Source organism: Pseudoclavibacter helvolus, assembly GCF_049707175.1.
In the GTDB taxonomy this organism is placed as follows: Bacteria; Actinomycetota; Actinomycetes; order Actinomycetales; family Microbacteriaceae; genus Pseudoclavibacter; species Pseudoclavibacter helvolus_A.
The window spans coordinates 146,684-162,976 of record NZ_JBNAFM010000008.1; the positions used below are offsets into that span (position 1 = coordinate 146,684).

The following is a 16,293-nucleotide window of genomic DNA, read 5'->3' on the forward strand; positions in this document are numbered from 1 at the left end:
AAGACTACGACTACCCTTGCCCCATGGTCTCCCGTGTCAAAGGTGCAGTTGTCCGTGGCAAGAACGAACCGGTGTCGATTGAGACGGTGCTGGTTCCCGATCCGGGGCCGGGCGAGGCGGTGGTCGACATCATCACGAGCGGTGTGTGCCACACCGACCTCCACTACCAGCAGGGTGGGATCAGCGACGACTTCCCGTTCCTGCTGGGGCACGAGGCGACGGGCCGCGTCTCCGCGATCGGCGAGGGCGTGACAGAGGTCGCGGTCGGCGACCGCGTCATCCTGAACTGGCGCGCGGTGTGCGGCGAGTGCCGCGCCTGCGCGAAGGGGCAGCCGCAGTATTGCTTCAACACCCACAACGCGACGCAGAAGATGACGCTGGAGGACGGCACTGAGCTCTCCCCCGCGCTTGGTATCGGCGCGTTCATCGAGAAGACGCTGGTGGCGGCCGGCCAGTGCACGAAGGTCGACGAGGAGTCGGATGCGGCTGCGGTCGGCCTGCTCGGCTGCGGCGTCATGGCTGGCATCGGGGCGGCGATCAACACGGGTGCGGTGCAGCGGGGCGAGTCGGTCGCGGTGATCGGATGCGGCGGCGTCGGCATGGCCGCGATCGCCGGCGCGGCTCTCGCCGGCGCGACCACGATCATCGCCGTCGACATCGACCAGGCGAAGCTCGATCGCGCTGCACACTTCGGTGCGACGCACACGATCAACTCGCGCGAGCAGGACGTCGTCGAGGGTGTCAGGGCCCTCACGGGCGGCTTCGGCGCCGACGTGGTGATCGAAGCAGTCGGGCGACCCGAGACCTACACGCAGGCCTTCTACGCGAGAGACCTCGCTGGTCGCGTGGTGCTGGTCGGCGTGCCGACGCCGGAGATGACGCTCGAGCTGCCCCTGCTCGACGTCTTCGGGCGCGGCGGCGCACTGAAGTCTTCCTGGTACGGCGACTGCCTGCCGAGCCGCGACTTCCCCATGCTCGTCGAGCAGTACCGCCTCGGCAGGCTTGACCTGGACGCGTTCGTCTCCGAGCGAATCGGCATCGACGACATCGAAGCGTCGTTCGAGCGAATGAAGGACGGCACGGTTCTGCGTTCGGTGGTGGAGCTGTGAGCCGGCACGGCACGGTGCGCGTCGAGCGCATCGTGACGAGCGGCACGTTCTCGCTCGACGGCGGCACGTGGGATGTCGACAACAACGTCTACGTGGTGGGCGATGACGACGACGTCGTGGTCATCGATCCGGCGCACGATGCGCAGGCTGTTCGGAATGCGGTGGGCGAGCGTCGGGTACGCAGGGTGCTGCTGACGCACGGCCACGACGATCACATCGCAGCCGCGCGGGAGTTCGCGTCGCTCGTAGACGCGCCCATCGCGCTGCACGACGGCGACCGGATGCTCTGGGACGCCGTCCACCCGGACGCGGCACCGGAGATCTCGCTCGCGGACGATGACCGCATCCTCATCGACGAGGTGGACCTGCAGGTGCTCCACACGCCTGGGCACTCCCCTGGGTCGGTGTGCTTCTACGCCCCCGCCCTCGGGACGCTCTTCAGCGGCGACACGCTCTTCAACGGCGGGCCGGGTGCGACGGGCCGCAGTTACAGCGATTTCGGCACGATCATTGCGTCGATCTCGGAGCGGCTCCTGACCCTTCCGCCGGAGACCACGGTGCTGACGGGCCACGGCGACTCGACGACTATCGGCGCGGAAGCGCCGCACCTTGACGAATGGATCGCACGTGGCCACTGAGCAGATGACCGAGTCGGAGACTGCGGGGCACGGCTACGACGTGATCGTGATCGGCGCCGGTCCGGTCGGGGAGAACGTCGCCGACCGCACCGTGCGGGGTGGCCTGCGCACGCTCATCGTCGAGAAGGAACTCGTCGGCGGCGAGTGCTCGTACTGGGCGTGCATCCCGTCGAAGGCGCTGCTGCGCAGCGGCGCAGCGCTCCGTGCGGTCCGGGCGGTTCCCGGCGCGCGCGAGGCGGCCGAGGGTGAGCTCGACGTGGCTGCGGTGCTGCGCCGACGCGACTCGTACGTGTCCGACTGGAGCGACGAGGGGCAGGTGGAGTGGCTCTCGGGCGCCGGCATCGATCTGGTGCGCGGGCACGGTCGCATCACCGGCGAGCGTGAGGTCACGGTCGGCGACACGCGGTACACGGCACGCGTCGCGGTCGTGGTGGCGACGGGGTCGGCGGCCCTGCTGCCGGACATCCCAGGGCTCGGCGACGCCGCCCCGTGGACGAGTCGTGAGGCGACCGCGGTCAAGCGGGTGCCCGAATCGCTCACGATCATCGGCGGTGGCGTGGTCGCCGTGGAGATCGCGACCGCGTACACCGATCTGGGCGCGCAGGTGACGCTCGTCGCGCGGAGCCGCGTGCTCGGCGGGTTCGAGGAGTTCGCGGGCGAGGCGGTGACGGAGGCGCTGCGGTCGAGGGGCGCGACCGTGATCACGGGCGCCTCGCCATCGAACGTCGTCCGGGATGATGCGGGTCGAGTCTCGGTGACCCTCGACGACGGTCGCGTGCTCGAGAGCGCGGAACTCCTCGTCGCGACGGGTCGAGTGCCTCGCACCGACGACATCGGTCTTGAGACGGTCGGGCTCGAGGCGGGCGCGTGGATTGATGTCGACGACACAATGCTCGTGCGCGGCAGCGACTGGCTGTACGCGGCGGGCGACGTCAACCACCGAGCTCTGCTGACCCACCAGGGGAAGTACCAGGCGCGAGCGGCTGGCGACGCGATCGCCGCCCGTGCGGCGGGGCGGACCCTCGACGACGGCCCGTGGGGCACGCATGTGGCAACGGCCGACCTGTCGGCGGTGCCGCAGCTGGTCTACTCGGATCCGGAGGTCGCGGCGGTCGGCGTCACGAGCGTCGAGGCCGAGCGGCGGGGGCTTCGGGTGCGGACGGTCGATGTGCCGATTGGGAACGTCTCGGGCGCGTCCCTGCATGCCGAGGGATACGAGGGGACGGCGCGGATGGTCGTCGACGAGGACCGCGGAGTCGTGGTCGGCTTCACGATGGCGGGACCCGACGTCGGCGAGCTGCTCCACGCGGCAACGATCGCCGTGGTCGGCGAGGTCCCCGTCAGCAGGCTCTGGCACGCGGTTCCGGCGTTCCCGACGATGAGCGAGCTCTGGCTGCGTCTGCTCGAGGGGTACGGTCGGCCGGACTCCACGAACTGAGGTGAGCGGCGGCTGGGGCACGTGCCTCAGCCGCGTGCGCCCGTGAACACCTCGCGGACGGTGGGCGCCGCAGCAAGGGCGTCGGCGGCGAGGGTGTCAGCGGTGTCGAGCACCTCGACGACGTCACCCGCCGCGATCCGGCCGGTCTGCGCGACGCGGAGGTACGCGCCCGTGCGGCCGGCGGCGCCGAAGCGTTTGACCCAGCCCCGTTCATCCGCTCCCCCGACCCAGCGGGCGAAGGTCTGGCACGGCACGCGGGGCGCGGTCACGGTGAGCTCGACGGTGCGCGACGAGCTCGCGGAGGTCGGGTCGCCGATGCGAAGCGTGTCGCCGATGCGCAGCTCGTTGACGTCGAGTCCGTCGATGCGGAGGTTCTCGCCGAAGAACCCAGGGGGAAGCTCACGGCCGAGCTCCGCAGCCCAGTAGTCGGCGTCGCACTGCGAGTAGGCGTAGACCGCCTGGTCGAGTCCGCCATGGTGCTTGCGGTCGGCTTGCACGTCGCCGTAGACGCCGTAGCGACCGACCTTGACCGCGCCATCGACTGGGCGCTTGTCGATCGCGGTCACACCGATGGCGCCAGGGTCACGGCGAAGCTGCGCGACGGCGCAGACGGCGAGGAGGCTGGCCACGGGCGGCTCAGTCGGCGCGCTTGGCGTGCAGCTTGGCGACCCGCGCGTTCTCGGCGCGGACCTTCGCCTGGACGCCTCGCTCATGCGAGAGCCATGCTGGCGCCTCCTCCAGGAGACTCTGGATCTCGGCCGTGGTGAGCGCCTCGGTCACGCCGCCGCGGGCGAGGCCGGAGTTGGTGATGCCGAGCTTGCGGGCCACCACATCGCGGGGGTGCGGGCCGGTGCGTCGCAGCTCCTGGAGCCACTCGGGCGGCGATTCCTGCAGCTCGAGGAAGGCGGTGCGCGTGAGCGGCGTCTCCTGGAACGCCTCGGGCGTTGCTGGCAGGTAGATGCCGAGCTTCTTCGCGGCGGTGGCCGGCTTCATCGTCTGTTCCGGCCCGCGCTTCGCGGCGGCCTGCTGGTCGTCCGCGGCCTGGCTGTCGACGGGGGTGCCCTCTGATTCGGTCATCTGTGCATCGTACCCAGTAGCCTTGCGGGCATGGAGACTCCGACGCACCTCACGGTCGCTCTCGCCCCCGGCATCAATCCACGGAAGTGGTCCCGAGTGTGGGAGGAGCGGCGAGCGGAGACGCCACTGGAGTTCACGACCCTCCATGCGGCTGAGGCGCGGCAGCTTGTGCTCGATGACGGCGCGCAGATCGCGTTCGTCCGTCACCCGTTCGAGCGCGAGGGCGTGAACGCCATCGACCTGTTCGCCGAGGATGTGGTGGCGGTGGTCGCCGTGGAGTCGGAGCTCGATGTCGACGAGCCGCTGCGGTTGGAGGAGCTCGACGACTGGCAGCTGGTGCTCGCGGCGTGGACCCCAGACTGGGCCGAGGCTGCCGAACGGCTCGGGCTCGACACGGGCGCGTCGGCCATGACCACCGACCCGGCGGACGCCATGGAGCTTGTCGCCGGCGGCGCGGGCGTGGCGATTGTCCCGCAGTCGGTCGCGCGACAGCATGCTCGGAAGGACGTCACCTACCGGGTGATCAGCGACCTGCCGCGGGTGCCGGTCTCGATCATCTGGGCAGCTGACGACGAGCGACTCGACACCGAGGAGTTCGTCGGGATCGTGCGAGGACGCACGGCGGGGAGCTCGCGGGGCCGGAGCGGGGCGAAATCAGCGGCCCTGCAGCGGGAGGAGCAGCAGGCCCTCGCGGAGGCAGCGCGGCGGGTGAAGGAGCAGCAGAAGAAGAAGGCAACTGCAAAGCGGGTGGGCACGTCGTCGGGGACGAGCCGCGGCGCTCAGCTCGCCGCGAAGCGCGCCAAGGCCGGTGGCGCCGGCGGCAAGCGCAAGCGCCGCTGAGCCCTCGCTGCGCCGGCCTCGAAGCCCAGTGTGCAGCGCCGGTGGTACGTTCGGACCCCGAACAAGGAGGTTCGCTCATGCGTAAGGTCACCTATTCGCTTGCCCTGACCCTCGACGGCTTCGTCATGGACGAGGACGGCAGATTCGACTGGGGCGACCCGAGCGAGGAGGTCTTCCGTCTCGCGACCGACGAGGTGCGTGGCGTCGATGTCCACCTTATGGGGCGACGCCTCTACGAGACGATGGTCTACTGGGAGCCCGGTGCCGAGGAGCAGGGTTGGGGTGCGCTCGAGCAGGAGTTCGCCGAGCTCTGGCGCGCGCTCCCGAAGGTCGTGTTCTCGGAGACCGTCTCGGAGGTCGTCGGCAACACGCGTCTGGCCGAGGCGAGCCTCGAGGAAGAGATCCGGCGCCTGACGGCAGAGCCGGGCGACGGGACGATCGCCATCGGCGGTGCAGAACTCGCCCACCAGGTCGCCGACCTCAACCTGATCGACGAGTACCGGCTGCGCATCTGCCCCGTCCTGGTCGGCGGTGGCACCCCGTTCTTCTCGCGCAACAACCGCCGCACACACCTGGTGCTGCTCGACTCCCGCACGTTCGACTCAGGTGTTGTGCACCTCCGCTACCGCGTGCGGCGCTGAGGAAACCCGCGGCTACGCCGCTCGCGACCACCCGATGGCCGGCGCGATGTGCTCGACGATCGTGGCGAGCATCCGCGCGTTGAAGTCAACGCCCAGCTGGTTCGGGACGGTGAGGAGGAGGGTGTCGGCCGACTGCACGGCCGCATCTGCCGCCAGTTCCTGAGCGATCCGGTCCGGGGCGCCCTGGTACGTGCGACCGAACCGGGAGCGCATGCCATCGAGCATCCCGACCTGGTCGCCTTCGCTGCCGCCGCGCCCGCCGAAGAAGGCGACGTCCTCGTCGGTCGTGATGGGGATCACGCTGCGGCTCACCGAGACTCGCGGCTCCCGCGCATGGCCGGCCGCCGCCCACGCATCCCGGTACCCCCGGATCTGTTCGGCCTGGAGCTCGTCGAAGGGCACCCCGGTGTCTTCGGTGAGCAGCGTGGAGCTCATCAGGTTCATGCCCTGTTCAGCCACCCAGACTGCGCTCGCTCGGCTGCCCGAGCCCCACCAGATCCGGTCCTCGAGACCCGGCGATCTCGGCTGGATCGGCAGGGGCGCCGTCGACCCCGTCATCTGCGGGTTGCCCTCGACCAGTCCGGCCCCGGTGATGGCCGCACGGAAGAGCTCGGTCTTGGCCCGCGCCAGGTCGTCGTCAGTCTTGCCTTCCGGGGGCGTGAACCCGAACGCGTGCGCGCCGTTCTGAGCGGGTTCGGGCGAACCGCGGCTGAGCCCGAGCTGCAAGCGCCCCTCGCCGCCGGAGTGCGCGCTGATCAGGTCAGCGGCAGCCGCTTCCTCCGCCATGTACAGCGGGTTCTCGTAGCGCATGTCGATGACGCCGGTGCCGATCTCGATGCGACGTGTGCGGGCTCCGACGGCCGCGAGCAGCGGGAACGGGGCCGCGAGCTGCCGCGCGAAGTGGTGGACTCGGAAGTACGCGCCGTCCACGCCCAGCTCTTCCGCGGCGACCGCGAGCTCCATCGACTGCACGAGCGCGTCGCCTCCGGTTCGGGTGCCCGACTGCGGGGATGGGTGCCAGTGGCCGAATGAGAGGAAGCCGATCTTCTTACGCATGTCCGACACAGCGTCTCGGGGGCGCCACGCATTCCCGCCAGCACCTGACCGATTGCCGCGCACTGGATGTCGGCGGTCGCCGGTACCGTGACGGCATGACGAACGTGATCTACTACACCGCCACGACCCTGTCCGGATTCATCGCCGACGACCGGCATTCGCTCGACTGGCTGTTCGTGGTCGAGCAGCCGGAAGACAACAGCTTCGGCCCGTTCCTCGAGGGGGTAGGCGCCCTCGTCATGGGGTCGACGACCTACCAGTGGGTCTACGACTACGAGGGGCTCGCCGACGACCCTGAGAAGTGGCGGGCCTCCTACGGCGACCGTGCCACCTTCGTCTTCACGACGCGCGAGCTCCCGGTGCCGGAGGGACTCAACATCCACCTCGTCCGTGGCGCGGTCGAAGACCACTTCGCGCAGATCGAATCCGCAGCAGGCGACCGTGCTGTGTGGGTGGTGGGCGGCGGCGATCTGGCCGGGCAGTTCTACGATGCGGGTCGTCTCAACGAGGTGCGGCTGTCGATCGCGCCCGTCGCCCTCGAGTCGGGCGCGCCGCTGCTCCCCCGTCGCATCGAATCGGATGCGCTGCGCCTGGTCTCCGCGACGGTGGAGGGCCAGTTCGTGGAAGCGCGCTACGAGGTTCGTTCGCCGCGCGAATAATGCAGGCGGCGCTTCGTCGCGAACGCCAGCACGAGGGCCGCCGCCGCGAGCAGGAGGAGGGCGAGCGAGGGCAAGCCGAAGGCGCAGAGCAGCGTGATGGCGACGCCGAGTCCTGACGCGATGATCAGCGAGTCGAACTGCCACGCCAACCGTGCGACCACGGACAGGTCGCCGAGCTCGCTCGGCATCGGCGTCAGCAGCAGTGGCGGGAGGTGCCCGCGAGCCGATTCGTACGCCCGCGCGGCGACGGCCGCGAGGCCGACGAGCACGGGTGCGAGGCCTCCGCCGGAGAGCAGGCTGGCTGCGCCCACGACCACCAGCACGATGGCGACAGGGAATGCCGCGTGCAGGAGGAACTGCTCTGCCACCGGGGTGCCGAAGATGTCGGCCCCAGCGGCGGCATCTGCTGCGTGCCGGAACCCGTCGGCGAAGCTGCCGAGCGACGCGAACAGGGCGACTGCGCCGACGGCGGCCACCACACCAACAGCCGGGGCGGAACCGAGGGCCACGGCCGCCCCGGCCGCGGTCGAGACGCAGAGCGCGGCGAGCGAGAGCCCGAGCACGCCGAGCGCAGTTCGCTGCGGCGTGCGCAGCGCACCGACCGCGTCGCGTAGCAGCATCGCGAGCACCCGCGGTCCGCCGACGACGGCGCGCAGGCTTCGCCCCGTCGACGGGGCTTCCCGGTACGCGGAGAGCGCCCCCGAGATCTCGCCGGAAGCGAAAGACATCGCGGCGCTCTCGCGTCGGCGCGCATGGAGCAGGAGCACGTCACCCCGGACCCGGTCGAGCAGCCTCGGTGCCAGCGCGACGGAAACGGATGCGACGACGACCATGGAGAGCATGGCGAGGAGCGCGCCGTCCGCGATGGCGCCGCCCGCGAGTCCTTGCCAGGCGGCAGCGATCGAGGCACCGATGCCGAACGGCGAGAGCCCGACGAGGAGGGCGAGGGCTGCGAGCTGCCAGGCCCGTCCGGTGCCAACGACCTGTCCGGCGAGGCGCGCGACGACGCCGGTACAGGACAGCGCGACGCAGGCGGCGACGCACGAGGTCGCTGCGAGGGCAGACGCGCCGCCGGCCGCGACCAGCGCGACCGCCGGCAGCGCGGCGAGTACCGCGGTGGCGCCACCGGCCAGCAGGAGGCTCTTGAGGAACGGTCGCCACAGGGAGACGCGTCTCGGGAGGTGGTTGGAGGCCATCGTCACGACTTGGAACGGCGTCAGCCGCACCGGGCCTCGAACGGTGCCCAGGAGGAGCGCGAGCGGGAGGACCGCTGCCGCGATCAGCCGCAGCCGCACGGCGAAGTCCGGAGAGACGAGCCACGCGATCGACGCGGGCTCCAAGAGCACGAGCAGCAGCATCCGCGCCACCGGGGCGACCGCCACGAGCACGACGGCTGCGCCGAGGTAGACGCGGTAGGCGCCCTCACGCCGCGGCATGTCCACCGCCTTCGCGCTCCTCGCCGTGCGCTCCGGGGCGCCCAGGGAGGGAAAGCTCGCGGGCTTCCAACGCCGCGATGAGGGGCCTGCTGTGGGTTGCGAGCACGATCGCCGCGCCCCGCGCCCGCTCCTCCTCAAGGACGCTGGCGAGGAGCGCTCTGCGGTGCTCGTCGAGGCGCTGCTCAGGCTCGTCGAGCACCAGCACCTCGAACGGTCTGGCGAGCACGGTGGCGAGCGACAGCAGCTGCAACTGCCCGGAGGACACCTCGTGGGGAAAGCGCTCGGCGAGATCCTCGGCGTCGAGGCGACGCAGGGCCTCGTCGGCGCTCGCCTGCGCGGCGGCGAGGTGGGCGCCCCACGACAGGGCGACGGCGGTGAGGTGCTCCCGCGCGGTCATGGTCATCGAGAACGGCACGGAGCCGAGGAGCGCCGCGAGCCTGCGGCGGAAGCCGGGGCTGCGTTCATCCGCTGGCTCCCCCGCGATGAGGACACGCCCCGAGCTCGGCGGCGTGAGCCCCGCGAGGGACCGAAGCAGGGTGGTCTTCCCTGCGCCGTTCGCGCCGGTGAGGCAGAGCACCGCGCCAGCCTCGACGTCGAACGCGACGTCGTGGAGCACGGTCGAATTCCCTCGCCGGACGGACAGGCTCTCGACGCGAACGACTGGCATGCGTCCATCCTGCGCCTCTGGGCACCGCCGATCAAACCGGAGGCACCACCGCGAGCCTCAGCGATCGAGCGTCTCGAGGAAGCCGCCGAGACGCGCGAGCCCCTCGACGAGCTCTGGCCGGGCGGCGGCGTACGAGAGGCGGACGTGGGTCTCACCCGTCGCCGTGCCGAAGTCGCGCCCCGGCGTGAGCGCGACGAAGGCCTCTTCGAGGGCGCGCTCGCAGAACTCCCACGCCGTGAGGCCCGTACCCGAGACGTCGAAGTACACGTAGAAGGCCCCGTCCGGTGGGACCGGCACCGGCAGACCGAGACGGGCGAGCTCCTCGAGCACCAGCGCCCGCCGGGCGAGGAGCTCGAGACGGCGTGCTTCGCAGATTTCGAGCGATGCCGGCGTGAACGCCGCGAGGGCGGCGAGCTGTGCCGGCGCGGACGCGCAGAGGAAGTAGTTCGTGGCGAGCTTCTCGACCGCGGGCACGAGTCGTTCGGGAAGGACCGCCCAACCGAGGCGCCACCCGGTCATGGCGAAGTACTTCGAGAAGCTGTTGACGACGATCGCCTCCGGGTCGACGCTGAGGACGCTCGGCCCCGGGAGGCCGTTCAGGTCGTGGTCGGAGAGGTCGAGGTAGATCTCGTCGACGATGCGCCAGGCACCGCGGTCTCGCGCGAAGGCGCAGATTTCGGCGAGCTCGTCGATGGCGATAGAGGTTCCGGTGGGGTTGGAGGGTGTCGCCACCATGACCGCCGAGGTTTGCTCGGTCCACGCCGCGTCCACGCCCGCAAGGTCGAGCTGATAGCGAGACCCGACGGTCCCGGGCGACGTCACGACTCGCCCGCCGAACCCCTCCACGAGCTGGCGGTTGCACGGGTAGGAAGGATCGGCCATGAGCACGTCGTCGCCGTGCTCGGTCGTGGCCGCGACGACCAGCAGCAGCGCGGCGGAGGCGCCCGAGGTCACGATGATGCGGGCCGGATCGACCTCGACCCCGTGCCTGTCCCGGTAGAAGGCGCTGATGGCCTCCCGCAGGGCGGGAAGCCCGAGGGCCGCCGTGTACGGCAGCGGGCGTCCGTCCATCACCTCACTCATCGCTGCTCGTACGGCGGGCGGCGCGCCAAAATCGGGCTCGCCGAGGGAGAGCTTGACGACCCGATGCCCCGCCGCTTCGAGCACCGCCGCTCGCTGGCCGAAGGCCATCGCGTGGAACGGCTCGACGTGCTGGGCGCGCTGCGAGAGCTTCATGCCTCCAAGAATGCCAGGCGACGCGGCACCCACTGCACCGTCGCCGCGGTACATCGAGGTGCCGGAGGCTCGAAAGGCGGCACCCGGTTGCGTGGCGGCACCGGGTCGGCGGTGACGGATGCCCGCGGTTCAGCGAAGATAGGTCCTCGGGGTAGCCGGGCGGCGCCGTGGTGCACGCCTGGCGGGAGTCGGCTTCGTGCCGGGAGGAGAACATCGATGCCGTTCGCAGACGAGCTGCTTGGCCGGTCGCAGGCCACTGAACTGGTGAACCTTCTCGAGGTGGCGGCCGACGGACGCCGCCTCACCGAGACGCGCAGCGCATCCACACAGCTCGACGACCTGGCGCTCGGCGCGCGCAGCTCGCGACTCGCAGCCGCGATCTTGGCCGACCTGCCGATGCCGTTCGCGGACTTCGCGACGATCGTGCGGTTGGCGCTGCGCGACGAGTCGCTGAGCGGTTGGATGGTGTGGCCGCTCTCGAACGCCGTGTCGGCCGCCGCGATCGCCGACGGTGGAGAGGCCGCCTTCGACGACGGCATGCAACTGCTCAGTGAGCTGACACCGCGGCTCACCTGCGAGTGGGCCGTCCGCCCCATGCTGCGGGCACGTCTCGACCGTTCGCTCGAAACGATGCTCGACTGGGCCTCGTCTGACGACGAGCATGTTCGGCGTCTCGCGTCCGAGGGCTCGCGTCCCTACCTGCCCTGGGGAACGCGCGTCGCCGGCATCACCGAGAACGCCAGGCTGACGGCGCCGATCCTCACCGCCCTCTACCGAGACGAGAGCGAATACGTGCGCCGCTCGGTCGCGAACCACCTCAACGACATCAGCCGACACGACACCGAGCTCGTCCTCGAGCTGGCGTCGGCGTGGCTCGCCGACGGCGACGAGCACACGCCGAAGCTCGTGCGCCACTCGCTGCGGACCCTGGTCAAGCGCGGCGACACCGACGCCCTGGCGCTCCTCGGCTACGGGGCGGCCGAGGTCGCCGTCGACGGGCCGACGCTCGACCGCTCCAGCATCGTGCTGGGCGATGAACTGCTCATCACGGCCTCCGTCCGCAACACCGGAGACGAAGCGGCGAAGCTCGTCGTCGACTACATCGTGCACCACGTGAAGGCCGACGGCGGCAGAACGCAGAAGACCTTCAAGATCTCGACGACGACGCTCGAGCCGGGCGAGTCGATGACCATTCGGAAGCGCCACGCGATCAAGCCGATCACGACGCGTCGCTACCACCCGGGGGTGCACGCTGTCGAGCTGCAGGTCAACGGCGTGCGGCACGGGTTCGCGGAGTTCGACCTCCTTCCGGGTTCCGTGTGCTGAGATACCGGCATGTCTGACCCACGCCCCGCAGAGCCCGCCGACGCTGGCGGCACCGAGTCCATTCGCATCGAGCGACGTGTCGCGTGCGCCGCAGAGGAGCTCTGGTCGTGGCTCTCGGTGAGCGAGAAGACGGCCCAGTGGATCGGGCCGTGGGAGTTCCTCGACGAGGCGAAGGGCCAGATCGGCCTCCAACTCGTTGCCGAGGAGGGGGCGCCGGCCAGCGGTGCCACGGTGTTGCGGTGCGCCCCGCCGTCACTCCTCGAGCTCAGGACCGAGGACGCGGCAGGAACGTGGCACCTACGGGTCACGCTCACCGCCGACCCTGCACGCGACAGCTCCGATGGAGACACGGGCTCGACCGTGCTGGTCTTCGAGCACTTCGACGTGCCGACGGAACAGGCGAAGGACATCACAGCGGGGTGGAACTTCTACCTCGACACGTTGCTGGCGGCGATGGGCGGGCTCGACAAGCCCGCGTTCGAGGACTACCTGAACGGCCCGCCCGCCTGAGGCCTCGCCACGTCGCGGAAATGTCATTCCCGGTCATGAACGATGGCGTGTCACATTGTCGATACACGGCGTCGGTAGCCTTGGGGCATGCTCGAAGCCCCCACCACCTCCCCCGCCAGCCGCACTGAGGCTGGCGCTGAACTGCCGGATGAGCTGCGCTCTGACGTGAACCTCCTCGGCACGCTGCTCGGCCAGATCCTCACCGAGGCGGGAGGCGCGGAACTCCTCGACGACGTCGAGCAGCTGCGCCGCCTCACGATCTCGGCGTACGAGCACGACAGCGGCTCCGCGGACGGCTCGTTCGAGTCGGCAGAGGCGCTCGTCGATTCGCTCTCGCCGGCCCGCGCCGACGAGGTGGCGAGAGCCTTCACCTGCTACTTCCACCTCGTGAACCTTGCCGAGGAGCACCACCGGGTTCGGGTGCTCCGCGCGCGCGGCGCCTCGCCCGCCCAGCAGCAGGAAGACACGATCGCGCAGGCGTTCACCCGCCTGAGCGACGAGATCGGCGAGGAGCGGGCCGCGGAGCGCGTTCGTTCGCTGCGCTTCCATCCGGTCTTCACGGCGCACCCGACGGAGGCCCGCCGCCGCGCGGTGTCGTCGGCGATCCGCCGCATCAGCGCGCTCCTCGAGGAGCGCGACGAACTGCGTCTGCTCGGAGGTGCCTCCGACGCCAGCCCTGCCGCGCAGGAGCTCAGCCGGCGCCTACTCGAGGAGATCGACCTCCTCTGGCGCACGTCGCCGCTGCGCAGCGACAAGCCGACGCCCGTCGACGAGGTCCGCACCGTGATGTCCGTCTTCGACGAGACGCTGTTCACGACGGTGCCGCGCGTGTACCGGCGCGTCGACGAGGCCCTGCAGGGCACGAGCTCTGGAACGGCGGCGCCCGTCGCGCAGCCGTTCGTGCGCGTCGGCTCGTGGATCGGCGGCGACCGCGACGGCAACCCGTTCGTGACCGCGAAGGTCAGCCGTCAGGCGGCGGTCATCGCCTCGGAGCATGTGCTGCTCGGCCTCGAACGCGCATCCGCTCGCATCGGGCGCACGCTGACGCTCGGGGCAGACACGACGCCGCTCGACGCGGCGGCGACAACCCTCCTCGCGCGCCTCGGCAGCGCCGACGAGGCCGCCGCGGCCGAGATCGCGCAACGCTCGCCCGGCGAGCCGCACCGACGAGTGCTGCTCCTCATCGCCCGCCGCATCGAGGCGACGCGGCGCCGAAACGCCGACCTCGCGTACACGGTGCCGGACGAGCTGCTGCGCGAGCTGCGCATCCTGCAGGCCTCACTCGCCTCGGCCGGCGCTGGACGCCACGCCTACGGCGAGCTCCAGCACCTCATCTGGCAGGTCGAGACGTTCGGGTTCCACCTCACGGAGCTCGAGGTCCGTCAGCACTCGCAGGTGCACCGCAAAGTCCTCGCCGAGCTCGCCGAGCTCGCCCCGGGCGACGAGCCCAGCGAGCTCGCGAGCGAGGTGCTCGACGTGTTCCGCTCGGTCGCGTTCATCCAGGAGCGTCACGGGCCGCGCGCCGCCGGCCGATACATCGTGTCCTTCACGCAGTCGTCCGAGGACATAGCGAACGTCTACCGGCTCGCGGTCGCGGCGACCGGTCCCGGCGCGACCCCGCCATCGCTCAACGTCATCCCCCTCTTCGAGACGTTCGCTGACCTCCAGGCGGCGCCCCGCATCCTGGCCGAGATGCTCGAGCAGCCGGAGGTTGCCGAGCTGCTCGCCGCCAACGGCCGCAGGCTCGAGGTCATGCTCGGGTATTCGGATTCCTCGAAGGACGTGGGCCCGGTCGCCGCCACCCTCGCTCTCTACGAGGCGCAGAGCCAGATCGCCGCCTGGGCGCAGGAGAACGGCATCGAGCTGACCCTCTTCCACGGCCGAGGCGGCGCCCTCGGTCGAGGCGGCGGGCCGGCGAACGTGGCCATCCTCGCGCAGCCCCCGCACTCGGTCGACGGCCGCTTCAAGCTCACCGAGCAGGGCGAGGTCATCTTCGCCAGGTACGGCGACCCCGACATCGCGGCTCGCCACATCGACCAAGTGATCTCGGCGACGCTGCTCGCCTCGGCCCCCTCGACGGAGGCGCGCAACGCCGACGCGGCAGCGAAGTACGCGGGCGTCGCGGCGACGATGGATGCGGCCTCGCGGGAGCGCTTCTTCGCGCTCGTCAAGGCGCCGGGCTTCGCGCCCTGGTTCGCCAGGGTGACGCCAATGGAGGAGGTCGGGATGCTCGCGCTCGGGTCGCGGCCGGCCCGCCGCGGACTGTCGGTCGAGTCGCTCGAGGACCTGCGCGCCATCCCCTGGGTGTTCGCGTGGACCCAGGCGCGCATCAACCTCACCGGGTGGTTCGGCCTCGGAACGGCCCTCGAGGCGGTCGGCGAGCTCGACCGGCTCCAGGAGGCGTACGCGGAGTGGCCGCTGTTCCGCTCCATGATCGACAACGTCGCGATGAGCCTCGCGAAGACGGATGCGCGCATCGCGCGTCGCTACCTCGAGCTGGGCGATCGCCCCGAGCTGGCGGAGCTCGTCACGAGCGAGCTGGAACTCACGGCCAGCTGGGTCACCCGCATCACGGGCGGCGCTGAGCTGCTCGAGCGGAAGCCCGTGCTGCAGCGCGCGGTCAAGATGCGCAGCCCCTACGTGGACGCGCTGTCGCTGCTGCAGCTCCGTGCACTCCGCCGCCTGCGCGACGATGTCAGGAAGCCGGATGGCGACGAGGCGGCCGAGTTGCAGCGGCTCCTGCTGCTCTCCGTCAATGGCGTCGCGGCGGGGCTGCAGAACACCGGCTGACGCCGATACGCGGAGCGCGCGCTGGTTCTCCCAACACGCGAACGGTCGGAAATGGTCGTCATCCGAAGCCGGATGGCGACCATTTCCGGTATGTCGACCGTTTGCACTCCATGGTCGAGTGCGCGGATGCGGGCTAGTCGAGGATGTCGCCGTCGACATACCGCCAGCGCCCGCCGCTGCGCGCGAAGCGGCTGCGCTCGTGGAGAAGCCCCGCGCCGTCGCCGTCCCGGTAGGAGGCGCGGAACTCGACGATGCCCGTCGTTGATTCCGCATCGCCGTCGACGGTGTCGACGATCTGCAGGCGCCGCCAGACCGTGCCGTCATCGAGGTCGAGGTCGTCCGGCCGGGTCTCCTCCGCCCAGGTCGCCGCGAGGTACTCGGGCAGGCGGAGCGCGAAGGCCGAGAACCGGGACCGCATGAGGGCCTCGGCGGTCGGCGCCGGCTGACCGGCGTGGAAGGGCTCACAGCACGCCGCGTAGTCGAGCTTGCTGCCACACGGGCACGGCCCGGCTGCCTCGGTGCTCACTCCCCCGCCGCGGCGGGCTTGGTCGCCACCCCGTCGAGCCAGAGGGTATCGGATTCGTCGCCGTGGGCTCCGGGCTTGCCGACGTGCTTGTTGCTGATCTTCGGCCCGTTCTTGATGACGTGCACGAGCGCCATGCCGTGACCGCGGCCGAGGTCGTAGTCCTCCTTCAGCCACGCCAGGATGATGCCGGCCTTCGTGTCTGGCGCGTCGAAGCCCTTCTCGTGGGCGATGGCGATGAACTGACGCGGCGTGAGGCCCGTCTTGCTCTCGATGTTGTCAAGGTACGACTGGAACGACATGGCTGCTTCCTCCCTGGGCTCGCCGCTGGTCGACGGCCGTGCTCG

17 protein-coding genes are annotated in these 16,293 nt (G+C 70.7%); 9 read left to right on the forward strand and 8 right to left on the reverse strand.

Annotated features, from left to right (window positions below; translation table 11 throughout):
- Window positions 1–23: 23 nt before the first annotated feature.
- The 3 genes from ACPYN9_RS08595 to ACPYN9_RS08605 are packed head-to-tail and all read left to right on the forward strand — an operon-like array spanning window position 24 to window position 3,185.
- Window positions 24–1,109, forward strand: a complete 1,086-nt coding sequence (locus ACPYN9_RS08595; protein ID WP_424465694.1) for an S-(hydroxymethyl)mycothiol dehydrogenase — start codon at window positions 24–26, stop codon at window positions 1,107–1,109.
- A complete protein-coding gene (locus tag ACPYN9_RS08600) occupies window positions 1,106–1,747 on the forward strand; it encodes an MBL fold metallo-hydrolase (protein ID WP_424465696.1) in 642 nt (213 codons plus the stop codon). Before ACPYN9_RS08595 ends, ACPYN9_RS08600 begins: the two co-directional genes overlap by 4 nt.
- Before the next feature lie 4 nt (window positions 1,748–1,751).
- Window positions 1,752–3,185, forward strand: a complete 1,434-nt coding sequence (locus ACPYN9_RS08605; protein WP_424465748.1) for a dihydrolipoyl dehydrogenase family protein — start codon at window positions 1,752–1,754, stop codon at window positions 3,183–3,185.
- 26 nt (window positions 3,186–3,211) lie between these two features.
- Here the strand turns inward: ACPYN9_RS08605 and ACPYN9_RS08610 are convergent, their stop codons facing one another.
- Together ACPYN9_RS08610 and ACPYN9_RS08615 are read right to left on the reverse strand one after the other, a co-directional pair.
- Entirely contained in the window at window positions 3,212–3,814 is a 603-nt protein-coding gene (locus ACPYN9_RS08610) for an MOSC domain-containing protein (RefSeq protein ID WP_424465697.1), read from the reverse strand.
- A gap of 7 nt (window positions 3,815–3,821) precedes the next feature.
- Window positions 3,822–4,178, reverse strand: a complete 357-nt coding sequence (locus ACPYN9_RS08615) for a DUF5997 family protein (protein WP_424465750.1) — start codon at window positions 4,176–4,178, stop codon at window positions 3,822–3,824.
- Between the two features lie 114 nt (window positions 4,179–4,292).
- Here ACPYN9_RS08615 and ACPYN9_RS08620 point away from each other — a divergent pair, with 114 nt between their 5' ends.
- Entirely contained in the window at window positions 4,293–5,102 is an 810-nt protein-coding gene (locus ACPYN9_RS08620) for a substrate-binding domain-containing protein (RefSeq protein WP_424465699.1), read from the forward strand.
- A gap of 77 nt (window positions 5,103–5,179) precedes the next feature.
- Complete coding sequence (locus tag ACPYN9_RS08625; RefSeq protein ID WP_424465701.1) at window positions 5,180–5,743, forward strand: dihydrofolate reductase family protein; 564 nt, start codon at window positions 5,180–5,182, stop codon at window positions 5,741–5,743.
- 12 nt (window positions 5,744–5,755) lie between these two features.
- On the opposite strand, the gene ACPYN9_RS08630 is transcribed toward ACPYN9_RS08625, so the two are convergent.
- Entirely contained in the window at window positions 5,756–6,799 is a 1,044-nt protein-coding gene (locus ACPYN9_RS08630; protein WP_424465703.1) for an LLM class flavin-dependent oxidoreductase, read from the reverse strand.
- 95 nt (window positions 6,800–6,894) lie between these two features.
- Between ACPYN9_RS08630 and ACPYN9_RS08635 the strand changes: the two genes are divergently transcribed.
- The gene (locus ACPYN9_RS08635) at window positions 6,895–7,458 is read left to right on the forward strand and encodes a dihydrofolate reductase family protein (protein ID WP_424465705.1); all 564 of its coding nucleotides are present in this window, start codon (window positions 6,895–6,897) and stop codon (window positions 7,456–7,458) included.
- Here the strand turns inward: ACPYN9_RS08635 and ACPYN9_RS08640 are convergent.
- Genes ACPYN9_RS08640 through ACPYN9_RS08650 form a run of 3 tightly spaced genes read right to left on the reverse strand, consistent with a single transcriptional unit; the run spans window position 7,431 to window position 10,797 of the window.
- Window positions 7,431–8,894 (reverse strand): hypothetical protein, encoded by a 1,464-nt coding sequence (locus ACPYN9_RS08640; protein WP_424465706.1) that lies wholly within the window; start codon window positions 8,892–8,894, stop codon window positions 7,431–7,433. The two genes, ACPYN9_RS08635 and ACPYN9_RS08640, sit on opposite strands and share 28 nt — an antisense overlap.
- A complete protein-coding gene (locus ACPYN9_RS08645) occupies window positions 8,881–9,561 on the reverse strand; it encodes an ABC transporter ATP-binding protein (protein WP_424465708.1) in 681 nt (226 codons plus the stop codon). Before ACPYN9_RS08645 ends, ACPYN9_RS08640 begins: the two co-directional genes overlap by 14 nt.
- Window positions 9,562–9,618: 57 nt before the next feature.
- Window positions 9,619–10,797: an aminotransferase class I/II-fold pyridoxal phosphate-dependent enzyme gene (locus ACPYN9_RS08650; RefSeq protein ID WP_424465710.1), complete on the reverse strand. Its 1,179-nt coding sequence runs from the start codon at window positions 10,795–10,797 to the stop codon at window positions 9,619–9,621.
- 216 nt (window positions 10,798–11,013) lie between these two features.
- Here ACPYN9_RS08650 and ACPYN9_RS08655 point away from each other — a divergent pair, with 216 nt between their 5' ends.
- The 3 genes from ACPYN9_RS08655 (at window position 11,014) to ACPYN9_RS08665 (ending at window position 15,423) form a co-directional block, all read left to right on the forward strand.
- The gene (locus ACPYN9_RS08655; protein WP_424465712.1) at window positions 11,014–12,123 is read left to right on the forward strand and encodes a DNA alkylation repair protein; all 1,110 of its coding nucleotides are present in this window, start codon (window positions 11,014–11,016) and stop codon (window positions 12,121–12,123) included.
- Window positions 12,124–12,132: 9 nt separating this feature from the next.
- Window positions 12,133–12,633 (forward strand): SRPBCC domain-containing protein, encoded by a 501-nt coding sequence (locus tag ACPYN9_RS08660; protein ID WP_424465714.1) that lies wholly within the window; start codon window positions 12,133–12,135, stop codon window positions 12,631–12,633.
- Window positions 12,634–12,720: 87 nt separating this feature from the next.
- Window positions 12,721–15,423, forward strand: a complete 2,703-nt coding sequence (locus ACPYN9_RS08665) for a phosphoenolpyruvate carboxylase (protein WP_424465715.1) — start codon at window positions 12,721–12,723, stop codon at window positions 15,421–15,423.
- 133 nt (window positions 15,424–15,556) lie between these two features.
- Here ACPYN9_RS08665 and ACPYN9_RS08670 read toward each other — a convergent pair whose 3' ends face one another.
- Together ACPYN9_RS08670 and ACPYN9_RS08675 are read right to left on the reverse strand one after the other, a co-directional pair.
- Entirely contained in the window at window positions 15,557–15,949 is a 393-nt protein-coding gene (locus ACPYN9_RS08670; RefSeq protein ID WP_424465716.1) for a YchJ family protein, read from the reverse strand.
- The gene (locus ACPYN9_RS08675) at window positions 15,946–16,248 is read right to left on the reverse strand and encodes a DUF4287 domain-containing protein (protein WP_424465718.1); all 303 of its coding nucleotides are present in this window, start codon (window positions 16,246–16,248) and stop codon (window positions 15,946–15,948) included. The genes ACPYN9_RS08670 and ACPYN9_RS08675 overlap by 4 nt, the downstream gene beginning before the upstream one ends.
- Window positions 16,249–16,293: the final 45 nt, after the last annotated feature.